At 42.7% G+C, this 18,933-nt stretch carries 21 protein-coding genes and 2 pseudogenes; 20 read left to right on the top strand and 3 right to left on the bottom strand.

Annotated elements, in window-relative coordinates; translation table 11 throughout:
* The first annotated feature begins 261 nt into the window (after positions 1-261).
* From FNL97_RS02000 to FNL97_RS18255, 3 genes are all read left to right on the top strand, one after another.
* Positions 262-1,869, top strand: coding sequence for a DUF4046 domain-containing protein (locus FNL97_RS02000; RefSeq protein ID WP_143414949.1), 1,608 nt, complete (start codon positions 262-264; stop codon positions 1,867-1,869).
* A gap of 127 nt (positions 1,870-1,996) precedes the next feature.
* Positions 1,997-2,164, top strand: coding sequence for a macro domain-containing protein (locus FNL97_RS18250; RefSeq protein ID WP_235603718.1), 168 nt, complete (start codon positions 1,997-1,999; stop codon positions 2,162-2,164).
* 95 nt (positions 2,165-2,259) lie between these two features.
* The gene (locus tag FNL97_RS18255) at positions 2,260-2,397 is read left to right on the top strand and encodes a hypothetical protein (RefSeq protein ID WP_286173457.1); all 138 of its coding nucleotides are present in this window, start codon (positions 2,260-2,262) and stop codon (positions 2,395-2,397) included.
* Positions 2,398-2,541: 144 nt separating this feature from the next.
* Here the strand turns inward: FNL97_RS18255 and FNL97_RS02015 are convergent, their stop codons facing one another.
* Positions 2,542-3,075: a hypothetical protein gene (locus tag FNL97_RS02015; RefSeq protein ID WP_143414950.1), complete on the bottom strand. Its 534-nt coding sequence runs from the start codon at positions 3,073-3,075 to the stop codon at positions 2,542-2,544.
* Entirely contained in the window at positions 3,072-3,611 is a 540-nt protein-coding gene (locus FNL97_RS02020) for a hypothetical protein (protein WP_143414951.1), read from the bottom strand. Before FNL97_RS02020 ends, FNL97_RS02015 begins: the two co-directional genes overlap by 4 nt.
* 384 nt (positions 3,612-3,995) lie before the next feature.
* On the opposite strand from FNL97_RS02020, the gene FNL97_RS02025 reads away from it, so the two are divergent.
* The 7 genes from FNL97_RS02025 (at position 3,996) to FNL97_RS02055 (ending at position 8,094) form a co-directional block, all read left to right on the top strand.
* A complete protein-coding gene (locus FNL97_RS02025; protein ID WP_143414952.1) occupies positions 3,996-4,256 on the top strand; it encodes a hypothetical protein in 261 nt (86 codons plus the stop codon).
* Positions 4,253-4,639, top strand: a complete 387-nt coding sequence (locus FNL97_RS02030; protein WP_143414953.1) for a pepsin/retropepsin-like aspartic protease family protein — start codon at positions 4,253-4,255, stop codon at positions 4,637-4,639. The genes FNL97_RS02025 and FNL97_RS02030 overlap by 4 nt, the downstream gene beginning before the upstream one ends.
* Before the next feature lie 301 nt (positions 4,640-4,940).
* A complete protein-coding gene (flaG, locus tag FNL97_RS02035) occupies positions 4,941-5,300 on the top strand; it encodes a flagellar protein FlaG (protein ID WP_143416276.1) in 360 nt (119 codons plus the stop codon).
* 15 nt (positions 5,301-5,315) lie between these two features.
* Positions 5,316-6,920, top strand: coding sequence for a flagellar hook-associated protein 2 (locus FNL97_RS02040; protein ID WP_143414954.1), 1,605 nt, complete (start codon positions 5,316-5,318; stop codon positions 6,918-6,920).
* A 20-nt stretch (positions 6,921-6,940) separates the two neighbouring features.
* Positions 6,941-7,342: a flagellar export chaperone FliS gene (gene fliS / locus FNL97_RS02045; protein WP_015865070.1), complete on the top strand. Its 402-nt coding sequence runs from the start codon at positions 6,941-6,943 to the stop codon at positions 7,340-7,342.
* On the top strand, positions 7,342-7,695 hold the full coding sequence (gene fliT, locus FNL97_RS02050) for a flagellar protein FliT (RefSeq protein ID WP_015865069.1): 354 nt from the start codon (positions 7,342-7,344) through the stop codon (positions 7,693-7,695). Before fliS ends, fliT begins: the two co-directional genes overlap by 1 nt.
* A 12-nt stretch (positions 7,696-7,707) precedes the next feature.
* Complete coding sequence (locus FNL97_RS02055) at positions 7,708-8,094, top strand: DUF8042 domain-containing protein (protein WP_143414955.1); 387 nt, start codon at positions 7,708-7,710, stop codon at positions 8,092-8,094.
* 35 nt (positions 8,095-8,129) lie between these two features.
* Here FNL97_RS02055 and FNL97_RS18815 read toward each other — a convergent pair.
* Positions 8,130-8,252 (bottom strand): annotated as a pseudogene (locus FNL97_RS18815) (HD-GYP domain-containing protein); the annotation flags it as partial.
* A 263-nt stretch (positions 8,253-8,515) separates the two neighbouring features.
* Here FNL97_RS18815 and hpf point away from each other — a divergent pair.
* From hpf to FNL97_RS02115, 10 genes and pseudogenes are all read left to right on the top strand, one after another.
* Complete coding sequence (gene hpf / locus FNL97_RS02065; RefSeq protein ID WP_062679067.1) at positions 8,516-9,064, top strand: ribosome hibernation-promoting factor, HPF/YfiA family; 549 nt, start codon at positions 8,516-8,518, stop codon at positions 9,062-9,064.
* Between the two features lie 63 nt (positions 9,065-9,127).
* Complete coding sequence (locus FNL97_RS02070) at positions 9,128-9,538, top strand: hypothetical protein (RefSeq protein ID WP_062755657.1); 411 nt, start codon at positions 9,128-9,130, stop codon at positions 9,536-9,538.
* A 123-nt stretch (positions 9,539-9,661) separates the two neighbouring features.
* Positions 9,662-12,175 carry a preprotein translocase subunit SecA gene (gene secA / locus FNL97_RS02075; RefSeq protein ID WP_143414956.1) on the top strand — a complete coding sequence of 838 codons (2,514 nt, stop codon included), beginning with the start codon at positions 9,662-9,664 and terminating at the stop codon, positions 12,173-12,175.
* Positions 12,176-12,279: 104 nt separating this feature from the next.
* Positions 12,280-13,381, top strand: a protein-coding gene (gene prfB, locus FNL97_RS02080; RefSeq protein ID WP_097354901.1) for a peptide chain release factor 2 whose coding sequence is annotated in 2 segments (ribosomal slippage) — positions 12,280-12,351 and positions 12,353-13,381 — 1,101 coding nt in all. Because the reading frame shifts where the segments join, the coding sequence is not laid out codon by codon here.
* A 138-nt stretch (positions 13,382-13,519) separates the two neighbouring features.
* Entirely contained in the window at positions 13,520-14,380 is an 861-nt protein-coding gene (locus FNL97_RS02085; protein ID WP_062679069.1) for a YitT family protein, read from the top strand.
* A gap of 61 nt (positions 14,381-14,441) precedes the next feature.
* Positions 14,442-14,774, top strand: a complete 333-nt coding sequence (gene cccB, locus FNL97_RS02090) for a cytochrome c551 (protein WP_062679070.1) — start codon at positions 14,442-14,444, stop codon at positions 14,772-14,774.
* Positions 14,775-14,961: 187 nt separating this feature from the next.
* A complete protein-coding gene (gene ftsE / locus FNL97_RS02095; RefSeq protein ID WP_062679071.1) occupies positions 14,962-15,648 on the top strand; it encodes a cell division ATP-binding protein FtsE in 687 nt (228 codons plus the stop codon).
* The gene (ftsX, locus tag FNL97_RS02100; RefSeq protein WP_062679072.1) at positions 15,638-16,531 is read left to right on the top strand and encodes a permease-like cell division protein FtsX; all 894 of its coding nucleotides are present in this window, start codon (positions 15,638-15,640) and stop codon (positions 16,529-16,531) included. Before ftsE ends, ftsX begins: the two co-directional genes overlap by 11 nt.
* Positions 16,532-16,572: 41 nt before the next feature.
* Complete coding sequence (locus tag FNL97_RS02105) at positions 16,573-17,919, top strand: murein hydrolase activator EnvC family protein (protein WP_143414957.1); 1,347 nt, start codon at positions 16,573-16,575, stop codon at positions 17,917-17,919.
* A gap of 279 nt (positions 17,920-18,198) precedes the next feature.
* Positions 18,199-18,750 (top strand): annotated as a pseudogene (locus FNL97_RS02115) (pirin family protein); the annotation flags it as partial.
* Between the last annotated feature and the right edge of the window lie 183 nt (positions 18,751-18,933).

Genomic DNA, 18,933 nt, shown 5'->3' on the forward strand with positions numbered 1-18,933 from the left:
TCCTAGTAGAGCTTCCTTTGAAGCTCAGTCCAGGGAGAGGTTTTTCCATGCTGAAAAATCCCTTGGTAACCACCATTAAACGGTGGAAAACAACGCCTCGAAATGGCCCTGAAGCAGCCGTTCGAGCGTTTTTTCCACCGATTTTTTTTGATCGTGGAAATTACGCTCAGCATGATGGCTATCCGCAAATTTTCAGGAGAAGTTTTAAAATGTTATAGAACATATGTTTGTGTTATGTTATAATCAAAGGGGGTGATCCAAATGACCACTATAAACGAATATCGGCAAATCCCTTCTTGCGAATTGGCGCAATTTCCGATTGTCAGTGTGTACAAAGAGCTGTTGGTTGGAAAGAGAAAGGCGCTCCCAGCTGGGACGTGGGAAAAGGACGAAAATGTCATTATTTTGGTGCGTTATGTGTTGGAAGTGCAACTTGGTTTATCGAGGGAACAAATTCCGAAGATCACGAAAAAGCTGATCGGCGAGCAAAAGCTTTGGGGGGTGTTGAATCGGTTTAAGTCTCCCCGGCGGCTCATTGAGTTTGTTTATCCGAACCAGTATAATGAATTCGACTTCCGCCGTGTTCCGGTTGATTATTGGGGTAATGTGGAGAATATACGTAAACGCCTAGAGTGGTATTTAGAGAAAGAGGGAATCAAGATTGAGGAGATCCCTCAAAAAGTAAATCGCTATGTTCTTGTCGAATGGGGGTTTTCCAATCCTTTAAAGCGGTACGGTTATTCTCCATTTCGCCTTATGAACGCCCTATACCCCGGCCGTTTTAAGGAAACGGATTTTAAAAAAATTCCTCAAGGTTATGCAACAAACCGCGAATTTTTGAGAGAGCAGTTTATGGACATGCTTCGTCAAGAAAAGATTCGGTTCGAAGACGTGCCGAAGAAAGTGACGCAACAAATGCTTTTGCAATATCGTTTTAGCGCAGCGTTAAAACATCACCGCGGATCTCCTTCAGCGTTCATCCAGTATCTTTTCCCTAACCAATTTTCACTCGATGATTTTCACACAAAACCAAACGGCTATTGGAAAGATATCAAGAATGTCAGACAGGCCATTATTGATTTGATTGAAAGGGAGGGAGTAGCCGAGCAGGATGTCCCGCGCTTTATGACGAAACAGCGGCTGATGGCGGAGGGGCTGACTGGTCTGTTGCATGAATATCACGGTTCGCCGATTGAGATTATAGAGGCGGTGTTTCCGGGGAAGTATGATGTGACAGAGTTTCAGCGTGTGCCGAACCAACATTGGCATTCGCCGCAAAACCGGGTGCAGGCGCTGCGGACGTTTTGTGCCAAGCGGGGGATCGGCCGCGAGGAGTTGCCGCGGTTAAACCGGGCGTATTTTCGCAAGCATTTTCCACGGTTTATCAGCATGGTCGATCGTCATTACGACAGCAAATTTTACCGTTGGATTATGGAATCATTCCCCGAATATACATTTCAGCCTGAGGAATTTAATTTGCTAGTTGGGATTGACGGGCAATTGTGTGATTCAAAAGAAGAACTAGAAATCCATAACTTTTTGATTCGCGCGGTCGTTGATGGGAAAGTGGAAAGAGAAGGATGTCGTTTTGTGAACCAAGAATATGACGAAGTATACATCCCTGACTGGGTGATCGAACAAAACGGTAGAAAGTGGATTGTCGAATATTTCGGACTATATGGTTCGACTCGTTATAAGTGGTATGCGGAGAAGGCGGGCCGAAAAATGCAGTTTTACCATTCGCTCGCCGATTATACGTTGATTGTGATTATGCCTGATGATTTTCGGGAAAAAGGGTTTCAAAGAATTGTGTCCCTTTTGATTAGTAATGGGATACAGATTAATGTTCATTGTTCTCTGGAACGATGATTTTTAAGGCATTAAGAGGTTAAAAATGACAAAATGAAGCAAAAAGTTGAAGAGATTATGTACCAATGTCATTGCCATAAACCGATAGCTGTCCGGCCACATTGGTACTACTGAAGAAGGTGATGTAATGATCATCTTAAAACAAGGCAACCTCTTAGAAGATGAAGCAGAAGCTTTGGTGAACACGGTCAATTGTGTCGGCGTGATGGGGAAAGGAATTGCACTGCAATTTAAGCAAGCTTATCCGGAAATGTTTTCGGAGTATGAAAAGGCTTGCCGCCGCAAGGAAGTGTAGCCAGGCAAAATGCATGTCGTTTCCACGAAATTGTTATTGATCTCAAAATAATTATTAATTTTCCTATAAAACGCCACTAGAAAGGTAAATCACAGATGGAAGATATTGGACTAGGATTGGTGGATTTAATAAAAGCGGTTAAGGGCTTGATAAAAAATCGATTGCGCTTCTACCGTTCGAATGTGGAAAGAGTGGACTTAGATGGGGGGATGAAGTACGGAAGCGGCTTTTGAACATTTAAAAAAGGTGGAAGTGCATTGTATGAGCTCGCAGGAAGTCCAACACCCTATCAATAAAGATGCGTCCAAAACTCTCTAAAGATGATAAGTCAAATGTGTTATTTCGACACTACAATTTCTTCGTTAATGACTCTCTTTTTATATTTGCAAATAATCGACTAAGTTTTTACATATCGTGTATACTGTTAACAGGTCATATTTCTTCCCCAGCTTTGGTGTCCAATACCGCCCATGAGCCAACCAATGGCGCAATTGCAGTGCGCCTTTATAATCGCTAATATATTTTTTCGCCTGTGGATATTGCTCTTTCCAGCTTTCGAGAATATCTTCATCGAGAGAAGCGCGTTCTGCTTTTTCTTTGTAAATATGTCGGAAGATCCTGCTAAGATGATCTTTTTTACGATTATATACTCTTGTTAAATAGTCCATTCTTAGTTTTGCCTCCACGGCTGCTAGTAAGTCTAAACATATTAGATTTTCCAGTTCTTCGATTTTGTCTTTAAAATGCTGATCTAATTCTTCTAGTGTAAAGCCGATGAATTCTTCGGGTATTTCTAGCCCTTTTTTGATATTTTCTTTGTATTTTAAAAGTGCGCTTTTACATAGATTATAAAAATTCACAATATCTTCAAGGCTTTTATTCTCCCCCGAAAATGTGATGCGTCTCTTCACTCGGCAATAACTCCTAACAAGGCATCAGAAAAGGAATCTTTGTTCAAGTCAATAAATTTTATGTTTGGGGGAGGAGTCGCAATTTTCCAAGCATATTCGGGATTTTTCGTTTCACGAATTTTTTCTAAACCTTTTGACAGTCCATCGCCAAAATGAACCATAATTTTTGGTGATTCTGCTTCTTTATCTACTAACAAAAAGGTAATATTTCCATTTTTACCAATCATATCTATCCTCCCCATAGCGCCTATAATATTTTTTCCAATTGGCTCTATGACTACTTTTTGATCAGGAAAGTTTACGTATAATTTGTTTGTTGTATATTCGCCAAGGTATTCTTCATATTTTTTTACTTCTTCCCAATTCAAAGACAGCAGCCCTTTTTCTTGAAGGGGTGCAAGAAATGATTTAACTTGATTATAAAACTCTGCAATTTCCGCCAGCCACTGCTGTTTTCTCTGTTCCCAATCGATTTTATTCTGTTCGGCGTCTTTCTTTTTTCTTTTCAAAAATTCTTCTAAATTCTCCATTCCCATTTACAAACTCTCCTTTATACAATATTTGTCATTTTTTATTATATCTTATTTGGCGGCTAACGGGTAGATGCGTTAGAAATGATGGTGAAACAAACGATATATGAAAAATTTCTGTGGCGATCATTAACTTATTCCCCTGTTATGTACTTAAGATGGTAGGAGGGGCACGAAAATTTACTGATTACTTGTAGATACTGTTTAAAATTTTTGTTCAATATCGAACAGAACCCTAATCGGGAAAGAAAAAAGGCAGGGAGTTTTTAGAGTAGTTTGTTTTTAACTAGGCATTGACGTTAAGTTTACTCATACTGCCTGTCATCTGTTGCTTTATATATGTAAGGTGATTAGTGATAAAATGGAATAAAAAGAGATGGAGGCAAACAAATGAAATGGTCAGAGTTGCGTAAGCAATATCCAAATCAGTTTGTGTTGGTGGAGGCCATTTCGGCTTGTTCGCAAAATGGCAAACGCATCATTAAAGAAATGGCAGTGATCGATCGGTATCATAGTGCGTCCGATGCATGGAATGGTTATAAGCAACAGCATAAAACTTTTCCGAAGAAGGAATTATATATTTTTCACACAAGCAAGGAGCAAATAGAGGTAGAAGAGCAATATTTTATAGGGATTCGGGGGAGAGTATGAATATAAGAATAGAAAATGGATTACCTATTGTTTCTGTCGAAATAAAGTGTGGTGAAAAGACTGTTCTTTTAACAGACGTGTTGTTGGACACAGGTTGCGCTACGACCATTTTTGATACGGATGTACTCGCACAAATCGGTATAGAGTTAGATATTATTAATGGAAGAACAAAACGAATGTACGGAGTAGGTGGATACAGCGAACTTTGTTATGAACAAATAGTAAATAACGTCACAATTGATGGAAAGGAACTAGTATCATTTTTATTGCAACTAGGAATGATTAGAGAAATATATGGTTTTGACGGAATTTTAGGCGTAGACTTTATGGAGAGAACGGGAATGATTATTGATTTTAAAAATTTCATTATTAAATATGGATAAAAGCAATGTTTGAGTTTTGCCAAGAATGTTTTGTGCTTATATTCCTCATCTTGTTTTTTTGTTTTAATGTGATTTTACTCTTTATATTCCCCTTTTAAGTTTCTACTTCCCCCTCGTTAGTTTTTGCTTATGATACCCCCGCTATTTTCAACAATTGACAAGTATTATACACAAGAAATGAAATTATCATCATCCCCTGATTTTTATATGGATTGCATTTATTGTTCCCTCCCCCTTCACAACTCCTCATCTCCATCCGATATAAAACATAGATAGTGTTCATGCAAAGGAGCGGACGATGATGGCGATGGAACGAGTATCTTCGCATTCTCTTTCCTATTTGTATGAAAATATTCGCAATGAAAAAGCCAGCAGCATGATCGAACCCCAGCAGCAACATCATACGAGCAATTCGGAAACAGTAGCGCAAGACATTCCAAAAGAAAAACTAGAAGAAGTAGTAAAAGGCTTGAATGAATTCCTTCAGCCAAGCCATACGTCGTTAAAGTTTGAACTGCATGACGAGTTACAGGAATATTACGTACAAATCATTGATGAGCGAACGGATGAGGTCATTCGAGAAATCCCGCCGAAGAAGCTGTTGGATATGTATGCGGCGATGATGGAATTTGTCGGTTTAATTGTCGATAAAAAAATTTAATGGTGGTGAGTGAATTTGGCAAGCAACATGCGCATTGGCGGTTTGGCGAGCGGCATGGATATCGACCAGATCGTTAAGGACTTAATGAAAGTGGAACGGATGCCGCTTGATAAGTTGAAACAGAAAAAGCAAATTTTAGAGTGGCAGCGTGATGATTATCGGGAGATGAACAAATTATTACAAGAACTAGACACGCTTATTTTCGATGGAGTATTTAGGCAGAGTACATTTTTGAAAAAAACGGTTACAAGTTCGGATGAGAGTGTTGTCACCGCAACGGCAGTCAATGTTGCTGGAAATCAAACGGTTGAGCTGTCGAATATCACCCAATTGGCGACTGCTGCGAGATGGATATCGGAGCAACCTATTCAAACCACAAGTACGTCTGGAAAAATTAATCCAAACGATAAATTGAAAGACGTTACTTTCCTGGTGGAAGATAGTAGTGGTAATCCGCAAGAAATTACATTTACAGAGGCGTTTTCTTTAAAATTTGAAGTAGTAAAACCGGGAAGTTCGACGCCGGAGACAGTGGATATTTCCATTGATCCGACAGCTGATACGTTAAATAGCGTTATTGCCAAGTTGAATCAAAACAGCAAATTAGGAGTTAGCGTCTTTTTCGATGAGTTTAGTCAAAAACTGGTCATAACCAAAAATGAAACAGGAGCAGGGGCTTCGATTAAAGTAATTGAAGGGGCAAGCGATGGTACTCCTGGGACAATCGGCTTTCTTAATGCACTTGGATTTGAGTCAGCCCGAGCTAATAACGAATTAACAGGAAAAGTAGATGGACAAAATGCTAAGTTTACAATTAACGGATTGCCAACCGAACGTACGACCAATACATTTACGATTAATGGTATGACTTATACGTTAAAAAATACTAAAACATCAGGAACTGTAACTATCTCTACTACAACCGATACCGACTCAATTTTTAACTCCATCAAAGCATTCGTCGACAAATACAACGAAGTCATCAGCAAAATCAACGCCGAGCTGAAAGAAGAACGCTATCGCAATTATCCACCGCTTACCGACGAGCAAAAAGAAGCAATGACGGAAAAGCAAATTGAGCTTTGGGAAGAAAAAGCTCGGAGCGGGATGTTGCGAGGCGATTCGATTTTATCGAGCGGTTTAAGCAAGATGCGGATGGATCTTTATACGAGTGTGCAAGGAGTTGCGAGCGGGTTTTCCCAGCTTGCGGAAATTGGCATTACTACCTCGTCTAACTACCTGGATGGTGGTAAGCTCATTATTGATGAGACAAAGCTGCGCGAGAAAATTCAAGAAAATCCGGATGCGATTTACCGCTTGTTTAATAATGACAGCACCAACTATTCAGAAAAAGGCATTGTCCGCCGTCTCCGTGATACGATCAAAGATACCATCGGCAAAATCGAGCAAAAAGCCGGGAAGACGATTTGGACGAACCAGCAGTTTGCGATCGGCCGCGATTTAATCCAAATTGACAGCCAAATCGATCGTTTTGAAGACCGCCTCAAAGAAATCGAGGACCGCTATTGGCGGCAGTTTACGGCGATGGAAAAGGCGATTCAGCGGGCGAACGAGCAAAGCATGTATTTGATGAACGCCTTTTTCGGCGGTTCTCAATAGAACGTAAAGGAGTGGGATGAATGGCAACGAACAATCCATATCAAAACTACCAAACGAACGCGGTGCAGACGGCATCGCCAGGCGAGTTGACATTGATGTTATACAACGGCTGCTTAAAGTTTATTAAACTAGCGCGCAAGGCGATCGAAGAAAACAATATCGCAGCGCGAAACGAAAACTTGATCAAGGCGCAAAACATTATTCGTGAGCTGATGGTGACGCTCAATATGGAGTATGAAGTCGCGAAGTCGATGATGACGATGTACGACTACATTTACCGCCGGCTTGTCGAGGCGAACGTGAAAAACGATGCGGCGATTTTAGATGAAGTCGAAGGATATGTGACCGAGTTTCGCGATACATGGAAGCAAGTGATCCAAATCAACCGGCAGCGTCAATACGCGCAAGGCGGGCAGGCATAATGAGCGTTGTCATCGCGTTATTTCACGTGACGAAAGAGCTGCGTGACCTCGTCGCTATGCCGATAACAGCGGAAGCGCGCGACGAGAAGATAGCCGCTATCGAGCGGTTGCTTGCACAAAGGGACGAGCTGTTACGGGAGCTTCGTCCGCCGTATAGCGGGGAAGAACAGCGGCTTGGCAGGCAAATCGTGCAGTGGAATCAAGAGATTGAAGAACATTTGCGGGAGCTGAAGCGGCAAATTCAGCGCGATTTGGCGATGGTCCGCGAGAAAAGGCGGGCCAATACCCATTATACGAACCCGTACGAGCAGTCTTTAGTAATGGACGGAATGTTTTACGATAAAAAGAGATAGGTTGTGATAGATATGACGGTGTTAACACCGATGCAAATCGAAATGGTGCAAAAATACGTGGCGCTTCTCGATACGATCGAGGAAGGGTTTGCGTATGTGGAAGAAAGTTTCGTAAATTATGAGCGGACGCAAGGAGACGAGGTGCTTGCCAATATTTTTATGGCATTGGCGAAGATTAGCGAGACAAATGTACATTTATGTCGGCTGTTTGCCGAGGAGACGGGCATCGTTCATCACTTGCGGCTATTTTCCGATGTGTTGGAAGAAGCGTATAAATTAGATGGAAATTTTGGCGATCCGAACATGAAGCAGCGTATCATCGGGCAGCATCTTTCCCCCGCGTTTCAAGCGTGGAAGATGATCATCACCCAGCTGTTAAAGCGATATGTCGAACAATGAAAACACCGAGTCCCATGGCGTGGGCTCGGTGTTTTTTATACGGCTTTGACGATTGTCACATTAATTTCTTTGCGCAAATCGATTTCGTACGGGCTTTTAATGATGCGCACGATCGGTCTGAGAGGAAAGTCGGGAAACACTTTCGATACGACGCCGACATATCCGGTGTTTCATCCGATTGTGTAGAGACGATGAAATAAGCAAATTTTTGCATGTTGCCGCATTTTGAATGGTAAAATGGAATTGGTAATAAAATAAAAAATGGGGTTAGGAAAAACGATGTTATTCTCTGAGTAATATTGCCACATTTCCTTCTCGCTTTCACAAAATTTTCAAAAACATTTTGCTGATTCAAGCAGGACCTTTGTTGGGGTTTGTAGAATATTAAACACATAGCCTTAATAAAAAGGAGTGATCAGCGATGATCTATAACATTCGCGGGGAAAACATTGAAGTAACTCCGGCATTGCGTGAGTATGTCGAGAAAAAAATTGGAAAATTGGAAAGATACTTTGAAAACACAGAAGATATTCATGTTCACGTTAATTTAAAAGTATATAACGATAAACAAGGAAAAATCGAAGTGACGATCCCAATGCCGCAACTGTTGCTTCGCGCGGAAGAACGCCATGACGACATGTATGCGGCCATTGATTTAGTAGCGGATAAATTAGAAAGACAAATTCGTAAACATAAAACGAAAGTAAATCGTAAATTACGCAATAAAGAAACAAAACAAGTGCTTGTCACGCAAAACAACAATCCTCCGGTAGAGGAGAATGAGGAAGAAGAATTTGAGATTGTCCGCACGAAACATTTCAGCTTAAAACCGATGGGCAGCGAAGAAGCGATTTTGCAAATGAATTTGCTTGGCCATAACTTCTTCATCTTTACAAACGCGGAAACAAACCGCACAAACATCGTGTATCGCCGTAAAGATGGAAAATACGGCTTAATTGAAGCAAACTGACCCTCATCCCCTGCCGACAGCCGGCAGGGGATGTTATAATATGGAGGAAGGAGGGGAAGAACGATGGAGGCGCTTTTGCGGCAGATTTTAGTAAAATTGGACAAGATGGAAACGAATGCTGAACAATTTCAAGTAGAAGTTCGCGATCGTTTTGATCAAATTGACAAATGTTTCGCAACGATAGAAGCTCGGTTGGGACGTCTGGAGCAAGGGATGGAAGAGGTTGATGGACACCTTGATCGTATTGAAAATGATATGGTTGATGTGAAAGGGCGGCTCGAACGGGTAGAACGGGAACTATGTGAGGCGAAAGAAGCATTATTTCGTCTAGAAAATCAAGTTGCTGACGATGTGCATGCTCTGTTGAAAAATATAGATAAGAAAGTGGAAGAAAAAGGGTTTGAAATATATGCGATCAACAAATGTCTTTTGCATGTAGAAGGAGCTATTGAACAAATTCAATCCCAAGAATGAAGCTACTCCAGTTCTTCTTTTCCGCATTTTCCTCCCCGGTTCATCTCCGCGTCTTAGTTGTCACCCATTCGTGTACATGATATCATGTAGATTAGTGATTCCATTGAATAAGGAGCGTTTTCTATGCTTGGAGTATTAAAAAAGGTGTTTGATCCAAACAAACGCCAACTAAGCCGTTTAGAAAAGATTGCTGACCAAGTCGATACGCTTGGCCCAGAGATGGCAAAGCTTTCGGATGAACAGTTGCGTCAAAAGACCGAGGAATTCAAGGCGCGCTATCAACAAGGCGAGTCGCTGGATGACTTGTTAGTGGAGGCTTTTGCCGTTGTGCGCGAAGGTGCAAAGCGCGTCCTTGGATTATATCCATATAAAGTGCAAATTATGGGCGGTATTGTCCTCCATGAGGGAAATATCGCCGAAATGAAAACAGGAGAAGGGAAAACGTTAACGGCAACGATGCCCGTTTATTTAAACGCTTTAACCGGAAAAGGTGTGCATGTCGTGACGGTCAACGAATATTTGGCGACCCGCGACGCGACGGAAATGGGCAAATTGTATGAGTTTTTAGGATTAACCATCGGTTTGAATTTAAGCGGTATGTCGCGGGAGGAAAAACAAGCGGCGTATAATGCCGATATTACGTACGGAACAAACAACGAGTTCGGCTTCGACTATTTGCGCGATAACATGGTGCTTTATAAAGAACATATCGTACAGCGTCCGCTTCATTATGCGATTATTGACGAAGTGGACTCGATTTTAATTGACGAGGCGCGGACGCCGCTCATTATTTCGGGCACCGCGCAAAAATCGACAGCGCTGTATATTCAGGCAAATGCGTTTGTGCGTACATTGAAAAAAGATGTCGATTATACGTATGATGAGAAAACGAAAAGCGTACAGCTCACCGAAGAAGGGATCACGAAAGCGGAAAAAGCGTTTGGAATCGACAACCTATTCGACTTAAAGCATGTAACGCTAAACCATCATATTAACTTGGCGCTAAGAGCGCATGTGACGATGCATCGGGATGTCGATTATGTGGTGGAAGACGGAAAAGTCGTCATCGTCGACCAGTTTACAGGCCGCCTAATGCGCGGACGCCGTTATAGTGATGGATTGCATCAAGCGATCGAAGCAAAAGAAGGATTGGAAATTCAAAATGAGTCGATGACGCTTGCGACGATTACGTTCCAAAACTACTTCCGCATGTATGAAAAGCTTGCGGGAATGACGGGAACGGCGAAAACGGAAGAAGAAGAATTCCGAAACATTTATAACATGCAAGTCGTTGTCATCCCGACAAACAAGCCGGTCATCCGTGAAGACCGTCCAGATTTAATTTTCCGGACGATGGAAGGTAAATTCCGCGCCGTAGTAGAAGATATCGCACAGCGTCATGCGAAAGGGCAGCCGGTGCTTGTCGGGACGGTGTCGATTGAAACATCGGAACTTCTTTCGAACATGTTGAAAAAACGCGGGATTCCGCATAATGTATTAAATGCGAAAAACCATGCGAAAGAAGCGGAAATTATCGCCCAAGCCGGTCAAAAAGGCGCTGTCACGATCGCGACAAACATGGCCGGACGCGGTACGGATATTAAGCTTGGCGAAGGTGTCAAAGAGCTTGGCGGATTAGCGGTCATTGGCACGGAGCGACATGAAAGCCGCCGTATTGATAACCAGTTGCGCGGTCGTGCGGGACGTCAAGGCGACCCAGGTGTATCGCAATTTTATCTATCGCTTGAAGATGAGTTGATGCGCCGTTTCGGTTCGGAAAGTTTAATGTCGATGATGGACCGTTTAGGCATGGATGATTCGCAGCCAATTCAAAGCAAAATGGTCACTAAAGCGGTCGAATCGGCGCAAAAACGGGTAGAAGGCAACAACTTTGATGCGCGTAAACAGCTGCTTCAATACGATGATGTGTTGCGTGAGCAGCGCGAAATTATTTATCGCCAGCGTTATGAAGTGCTCGATTCCGACAATCTTCGCGGTATTATCGAAAAAATGATCCAATCGGTCATTGAGCGGGTCGTCAACGCTCATACGCCGAAAGAAGAGCTTCCGGAAGAATGGAATTTAAAAGGAATCATCGATTACGTCAATGCCAACCTGTTGCCGGAAGGCGATGTCACTGTTAACGATTTGCGCGGCAAAGAGCCGGAAGAAATGATTGAGCTCATTTGGGAAAAAGTGAAAGCGCGCTATGATGAAAAAGAACAGCAAATTCCGCCGGAACAAATGCGCGAATTTGAGCGCGTCATCGTCCTTCGCGCCGTCGATATGAAGTGGATGGATCATATCGACGCGATGGAGCAGCTGCGTCAAGGAATTCATTTGCGCGCGTACGGACAAATTGATCCGCTTCGCGAATATCAAATGGAAGGATATGCGATGTTTGAAAACATGATCGCTTCCATTGAAGAAGAAGTAGCAAAATATATTATGAAAGCGGAAATCCACAGCAATCTCGAACGCCAGGAAGTGGCAAAAGGCGAAGCGGTTCATCCGAAAGAAGGAGAAGGAGAAGTAAAACGGAAGCCGTACCGCAAGGCTGTTCGCATTGGTCGTAACGACCCTTGCATTTGCGGAAGCGGCAAAAAGTATAAACATTGCTGCGGAAAAAATGCATAACGTTTGCGGCAAAGTGGGGGGATTGCCTCTCACTTTGTTTGCGAACTCCCATTGATTCTTGTTTCAAAAATCCAGTACAATGAGTAACGAGGTGAAGCATCATGATTGATCTGATCGAAATTAAGCAAGAACTTGAAAAAATGGCTAAGCGATTAGCGGAAATAAGGGGGTCTCTTTGACCTCGAAACGAAACAGGCGCGCATTCGTGAATTAGAGGAACAAATGGCCGCGCCAAACTTTTGGGATGATCAAAAAGCAGCACAAACGGTAATTAATGAAGCAAATGCGCTGAAAGATTTAGTGGGCGAGTTCCAATCACTTGAGGAGCGTTTTGAAAACTTAGAAGTGACGTATGAGTTGATCAAAGAAGAGCCGGATGAAGATTTGCAACAGGAGCTGGTCGCAGAAGCGAAAAAATTAACGAAAGATTTTAGTGAATTCGAACTCCAGCTCTTGTTAAATGAGCCATACGATAAAAACAATGCGATTTTAGAGCTTCATCCTGGCGCGGGCGGCACGGAATCCCAAGACTGGGCTTCGATGCTTTTACGAATGTATACGCGCTGGGCCGAGAAAAAAGGGTTTAAAGTCGAAACACTTGACTACTTGCCTGGCGAAGAAGCGGGAGTTAAAAGCGTCACGCTTCTCATTAAAGGGCATAACGCGTACGGCTATTTGAAAGCAGAAAAAGGCGTGCACCGGCTCGTTCGGATTTCTCCGTTTGATGCGTCTGGCCGCCGCCATACATCGTTTGTTTCTTGCGAAGTTATGCCGGAGATGGATGATGATATTGAAATTGAAATTCGTCCGGAAGAGATTAAAGTCGATACGTACCGCTCTAGCGGCGCCGGAGGCCAGCATGTCAACACGACCGATTCTGCTGTGCGCATTACCCATATTCCGACTGGCATTGTCGTCACGTGCCAATCGGAGCGCTCGCAAATTAAAAACCGCGAAAAAGCGATGAACATGTTAAAGGCGAAGCTGTATCAAAAGAAACTTGAAGAGCAGCAGGCCGAGCTTGCCGAAATTCGCGGCGAACAAAAAGAAATCGGCTGGGGGAACCAAATTCGTTCCTATGTCTTCCATCCTTACTCGCTTGTCAAAGACCACCGTACGAACGTCGAAGTTGGAAACGTGCAGGCAGTAATGGATGGCGAAATCGATATCTTTATTGACGCCTACTTGCGTTCCAAACTCAAATAAGACGAAAGGCATCTGCTATCGCTCGTTCGATAGCAGATGCCTTTTTTGTGTAGACTAACTTTAATGCGTTACTGCTTTATTCCGCTGTCATTTACTTGTAGAAATGGGCGTGCTATACTCTCATGGGAGGTCTGATGAATGAGAAGAAGAAGTCAACCATTGCATCCAAAAGTGGGGCTAATGATGGAATATGTATACATATTGATTGGTTCGGCGATTGTTGCCGTGGCGTTTAATGTCTTTTTATTGCCAAACCGCGTCGCTTCTGGAGGCGTAAGCGGAATCAGTACGATCGCTTATGCGGTGTTCGGTTGGCAGCCTGCTTATGTGCAATGGGCGCTGAATATTCCTTTATTTATTTCGGGAGTTGTTTTGCTCGGTCGGCAGTTTGGCGTAAAGACGCTTGTCGGCACATTGTTTTTGCCGTTTGTTGTCTATTTAACGAAAGATGTCGAGCCAGCCACCCATGATCCGCTGCTTGGTTCGTTATTTGGCGGCATTGGGGTTGGGCTTGGCCTTGGCATTGTGTTTCGCGGCAAAGCATCGACAGGCGGGACCGATTTGGCGGCGCAAATTATTCACAAATATACCGGATTGTCTCTTGGTATGTGTGTGATTCTCATTGACGGGCTAATCGTATTAACCGCTGCGTTCGTCTTTGATATTGAACAAGCGTTGTATGCACTCATTGCTCTTTATGTGACAAGCAAAACGATTGATTTAGTACAAATCGGGCTCGGCTACTCGAAAATGGCGATGATTATTACCAATGAAGAAGAAAAAGTACGTCATGCGATTTTGCATGAAATTGACCGCGGTGTGACAAAGTTGTCAGGGTACGGCGGCTATACGGATCACGAGCGCCCAGTGCTGATGTGTGTGGTGCAGCAAGCGGAGTTCACAAAATTGAAACAATTGGTCAAAAGCATTGATCCATCAGCATTTGTCATTGTTATGAACGCTGCCGAAGTGCTTGGAGAAGGTTTTAAGCGCACATAATTTTTTCAAAATGGGTTATAATAACTCTGAATGTAATTATTAGATTAGGGGGAGTTCATTTATGAAATGGAAACTTGCTGCTGTATTTCTTGGTGCTTCACTAGCGCTTGCGGCCTGTGGCGGCGGCAACAATGCAACGGATAATAACAATGGCAATAATGGCGGAGGGGATACTGCCGCAGCAGCAGAGCAAATTTTCCAACAAAACTGCGCTTCTTGTCATGGGAAAGATTTATCAGGTGGTGCAGGACCAAACTTACAAAAAGTTGGAAGCAAATATTCGAAAGATGAAATTAAAAACATTATTGAAAAAGGACGCGGCGGCATGCCAGCTGGCCTTATAAAAGGAGAAGACGCTGATAAAGTTGCGGAATGGCTTGCGTCCAAAAAATAAACCTTTTCAATCCGGTACCTACAAGGGCCGGATTTTTCTTATGTAATGTATTTGAAATATAAATGTAAAACTCAAGTGTAACAAATAATGTTATAATATGCTTTGCAGAATTTTGTATGATCGATTCGAAATATAGCGAAACAGCTCGAGTAACGGCAACAATGAAAATGAGATTAGGTGATAAAGCATGATCGAAATGCAAGATGTATATAAGACATACCCGAATGGAGTAGTAGCGCTAAACGGGGTGAATGTTCGCATCAAACAAGGAGAATTTGTCTATGTCGTTGGACCTAGTGGTGCGGGAAAATCAACGCTTGTGAAAATGATGTACCGTGAAGAGAAGCCAACAAGCGGCTCTATTATGATCAATGGTGTAAATCTCGCTAAATTAAAAGACAGCAAAGTTCCATTATTGCGGCGACATATCGGAGTAGTGTTTCAAGACTTCAAATTGCTTCCTAAGCTAACGGTATATGAAAATGTAGCGTTTGCTTTGGAAGTAATTGAAGAATCGCCGAAAGTGATTCGCAAGAAAGTGATGGAAGTACTCGAATTAGTCGGATTAAAACATAAAGTACGATCCTATCCAGATGAACTTTCCGGAGGAGAGCAGCAACGAGTTTCTATTGCACGCTCGATTGTGAACTCTCCTAAAATTGTGATTGCAGATGAGCCGACAGGGAATTTAGACCCAGAAACATCATGGGGGATTATGGAGTTGTTTGAAAAAATTAATAATCGCGGCACAACGATCGTCATGGCAACACATAACCGTGAAATTGTAAATACGATTAGACGCCGTGTCATCGCAATGGAAAATGGGAAAATCGTCCGTGACGAGGCGAAGGGAGAATACGGTTATGAGGATTAGTACCCTAAAGCGCCACGTGCGGGAAAGCGTGAAAAGTCTTGGCAGAAACGGCTGGATGACGTTCGCTTCCATCAGTGCGGTGACTGTTACGTTGCTATTAGTCGGCGTGTTTTTAGTTGTCATGTTTAATATGAACCATTTTGCGAAAAAAATCGAAAATGATGTCGAAATTCGCGTCCATATTGATGTAACGGCGAACAATCAAGATAAACAAACGCTTCGTGCGCAGATTGAAGCGATCCCTCAAGTGAAGGAAATACGTTATTCTTCGAAAGAACAAGAATTGAAAAATTTAATTAAAAGTTTTGGCGAAGAAGGCTCTTCGTTCCGTTTGTTTGAACAAGACAACCCGCTAAGCGATGTGTATGTGGTGAAAACAGAAAAACCGACAGACACGATCAAAGTGGCCAAACAAATTGAAAAGTTCCAGTTTGTCCACAAAGTGAACTACGGCCAAGGCCAAGTAGAAAAATTATTCAGCACGTTGAAAGCGGCGCGGAACATCGGGCTTGTGTTAATCATCGGCCTGTTGTTTACCGCGATGTTTTTAATCTCCAATACCATTAAAATTACGATTTTTGCGCGGCGGCGCGAAATTGAGATTATGAGATTAGTAGGAGCGACAAACGGATTTATTCGTTGGCCGTTTTTCTTGGAAGGATTGTGGCTTGGCGTCATCGGTGCGGTTTTTCCAATCGTGTCGATCATGGCCGTTTATTATAACATTTACAAATTTTTAGAGCCGAAAATTACGATTCCATTTGTAGAGCTTCTTCCATTTTATCCGTTTATGTGGCAAATCAGCTTGCTTTTATTGCTTATCGGTGCATGCATCGGCGTTTGGGGAAGCATGATGTCTGTCCGTAAGTTTTTGAAAGTCTGATAGAAAAAGATCATCACCATAAGGGAGAGGGGAATCAATTGATGAAAAGCAGGAAAGTACTGGCGCTTGCCGCAGCTGCAGCGTTAAGTTTTGGTGTTTTCCCGCACTTTGCCAATGCGGTAAGCGACCGGGATATTCAAGAAAAACGGGATGCGATTAACAACATTCGTTCAAAGCAGTCCGCGGTACAAGAGAAAATAAATGATGCTAATCAAGAAATTCAAAAACTGCAATCCAAACAAAAAGAGCTCTCCGAAGAAATTAAAAAACTCGATTTAGCAGTGGAAGAAACGAGTGGAAAAATTCGCAACTTATCCGCTGATATTCAACAAACAGAACAAGATATTGAAACATTGAAGCGTGAAATTGCCGAAGTGCAAGCGCGCATTGAAAAACGAAATGAGATTTTGAAAGAGCGTGTTCGTTCTTTGCAAGAGAGCGGCGGAGTCATCAGTTATCTTGAAGTATTGCTCGGAGCGCAAAGCTTTAGCGATTTTATTGACCGCATGAGCGCTGTCACCACCATTTTTGAGGCGGACAAACAAATTATCCGCGAACAACAAGCGGATAAAGCATTAAAAGAGAAAAAAGAAAAGGAACTTACGGATAAACTAGCTAGTCTTCAATCAAACTTAAAAGAACTAGAGCAGCTGAAACAAAAATTAAGCGAGCAAATGAAGCAAAAGAATCAATTAATGGCACATTTGAAACAAGAAGAACAAGAACACCATGATAAAAAAATGGCGCTTGCGGAAGAACAAGAATTGTTGAGAAAACAAGAAGCAGCGATGAAATATCAGCTTCAGCAGCTAATGAAGAAAAAGCGTGCTGAAGAAGAAGCGAAACGCAAAGCGGCTGCTAGACATACATATTCATCAGGAAATGAAAGTGCGCCTTCCGAAAATGAAAATACGCCGTCCGAAAGTGAAAATAGCAGCGGCGCATCTAGTTCCCGAGATACATCAAACGTTCCACCCGTTACAAGCGGTGCGTTTATGAGACCAGCGAATGGTCCGATTACATCAGGATTCGGTTACCGTTTTGGTGGAAGTGATTTTCATCCAGGAATCGATATTGGTAAAACTGCTGCTGTTGTTCCTGTTGTGGCAGCGGCTGACGGATACGTGTTCCGTTCGTATTATTCGAGCAGTTACGGAAACGTCATTTTCATCACTCATGTGATTAATGGACAAGTATACACAACGGTATATGGCCACCTTGAAGCGCGTCTTGTCGGTGAAGGGCAAACGGTCCGCAAAGGACAAGTCATCGGTTATATGGGGAACACAGGCCATTCGACAGGGCCTCACCTTCACTTCGAACTGCATCGCGGAGCGTGGAATCCGGCAAAATCGAATGCAGTAAATCCGCTTAATTATATTAATTAATTTTTAACCGTTACGCCGAGCAGTGAAACACTGCTCGGCTTTTTTGCCTATTCTATTAGAACTATTTTTATAAGTGAGTTATTAATATTTTCGAACGTGCTGCAAGGATCCATAAATGCAAATAAAAACCATCATCTTACAAAGGGGGAGGCTATATCTAATATTAGTACAATCTTGCGATTATTGCGGTTGCTGTTGGAGTAGCATTAATCGGACCGGGGCAATATGCGCTTGATACGATTATTTTTGGATAAGCTATTGTAAGGAGAGAGTGTGTATATGATTCAAGTATATCCTGCGCAATCCCGCTATTATGCGGATTATGGATGGTTAAAGACGTATCATAGCTTTTCTTTTGGCGACTACTATGATCCTAATAACATTCATTTCGGCCCGCTGCGCGTATTAAACGACGATTTTGTCGCTCCGCTTAGAGGGTTTGGCGCCCATCCTCATCAAGAAATGGAAATCGTTTCGATTGTATTAAAAGGCTATTTAAAGCATGAGGACAGCACAGGACATACCGCGACGACAACGTTTGGCGGCGTGCAGCGGATGTCGGCAGGGACAGGAATTGTTCACTCTGAAATGAATCCATCGCCAACGGAAGAAGTGAATTTTTTGCAGCTATGGTTTTTTCCTGAAGTCCGAGGGTTGACGCCATCGTACGAGCGGACGACGTTTGATGTGGCGAAAATGAAAAACGCGTTGCTTCCGGTGGTGGCGAAAAATCCTTCGTCTCCAGGAATTGCCCATATTCATCAAGATGCAACGATTTACCTTTCCGATTTAGAAGCAGGGCGCGAGCTTATATTTACAAGTACAATCGGAGAAAGCCCATGCAGGGTGTAGCCCGTCTTTAGACATGGGATGAACCGATTGCTTTGACGTAGTCAAAGATGGTATACTACTCTTATAGAGAAGAAAAATCCAACGTCTTGAATCGGGCGCACAGGGCGATAAGCACCAGTGAGGTGTTTGCCCATGAAAGTCTTGTGGAATTAGAGTCAGTAT

This window comes from Geobacillus sp. E263, from assembly GCF_007197795.1.
In the GTDB taxonomy this organism is placed as follows: domain Bacteria; phylum Bacillota; class Bacilli; order Bacillales; family Anoxybacillaceae; genus Parageobacillus_B; species Parageobacillus_B toebii.

Excerpts from the sequence above, each read along its gene's own strand:
- flaG (WP_143416276.1), top strand. The coding sequence starts at position 4,941 with ATGGCGATGGAACGAGTATCTTCGCATTCTCTTTCCTATTTGTATGAA.
- FNL97_RS02020 (WP_143414951.1), bottom strand. The coding sequence starts at position 3,611 with ATGGGAATGGAGAATTTAGAAGAATTTTTGAAAAGAAAAAAGAAAGAC.
- FNL97_RS02025 (WP_143414952.1), top strand. The coding sequence starts at position 3,996 with ATGAAATGGTCAGAGTTGCGTAAGCAATATCCAAATCAGTTTGTGTTG.
- fliT (WP_015865069.1), top strand. The coding sequence starts at position 7,342 with ATGAGCGTTGTCATCGCGTTATTTCACGTGACGAAAGAGCTGCGTGAC.
- cccB (WP_062679070.1), top strand. The coding sequence starts at position 14,442 with ATGAAATGGAAACTTGCTGCTGTATTTCTTGGTGCTTCACTAGCGCTT.
- FNL97_RS02085 (WP_062679069.1), top strand. The coding sequence starts at position 13,520 with ATGAGAAGAAGAAGTCAACCATTGCATCCAAAAGTGGGGCTAATGATG.
- hpf (WP_062679067.1), top strand. The coding sequence starts at position 8,516 with ATGATCTATAACATTCGCGGGGAAAACATTGAAGTAACTCCGGCATTG.
- secA (WP_143414956.1), top strand. The coding sequence starts at position 9,662 with ATGCTTGGAGTATTAAAAAAGGTGTTTGATCCAAACAAACGCCAACTA.
- ftsE (WP_062679071.1), top strand. The coding sequence starts at position 14,962 with ATGATCGAAATGCAAGATGTATATAAGACATACCCGAATGGAGTAGTA.
- ftsX (WP_062679072.1), top strand. The coding sequence starts at position 15,638 with ATGAGGATTAGTACCCTAAAGCGCCACGTGCGGGAAAGCGTGAAAAGT.
- FNL97_RS02030 (WP_143414953.1), top strand. The coding sequence starts at position 4,253 with ATGAATATAAGAATAGAAAATGGATTACCTATTGTTTCTGTCGAAATA.
- fliS (WP_015865070.1), top strand. The coding sequence starts at position 6,941 with ATGGCAACGAACAATCCATATCAAAACTACCAAACGAACGCGGTGCAG.
- FNL97_RS18255 (WP_286173457.1), top strand. The coding sequence starts at position 2,260 with ATGGAAGATATTGGACTAGGATTGGTGGATTTAATAAAAGCGGTTAAG.
- FNL97_RS02055 (WP_143414955.1), top strand. The coding sequence starts at position 7,708 with ATGACGGTGTTAACACCGATGCAAATCGAAATGGTGCAAAAATACGTG.
- FNL97_RS02000 (WP_143414949.1), top strand. The coding sequence starts at position 262 with ATGACCACTATAAACGAATATCGGCAAATCCCTTCTTGCGAATTGGCG.
- FNL97_RS18250 (WP_235603718.1), top strand. The coding sequence starts at position 1,997 with ATGATCATCTTAAAACAAGGCAACCTCTTAGAAGATGAAGCAGAAGCT.
- FNL97_RS02070 (WP_062755657.1), top strand. The coding sequence starts at position 9,128 with ATGGAGGCGCTTTTGCGGCAGATTTTAGTAAAATTGGACAAGATGGAA.
- FNL97_RS02105 (WP_143414957.1), top strand. The coding sequence starts at position 16,573 with ATGAAAAGCAGGAAAGTACTGGCGCTTGCCGCAGCTGCAGCGTTAAGT.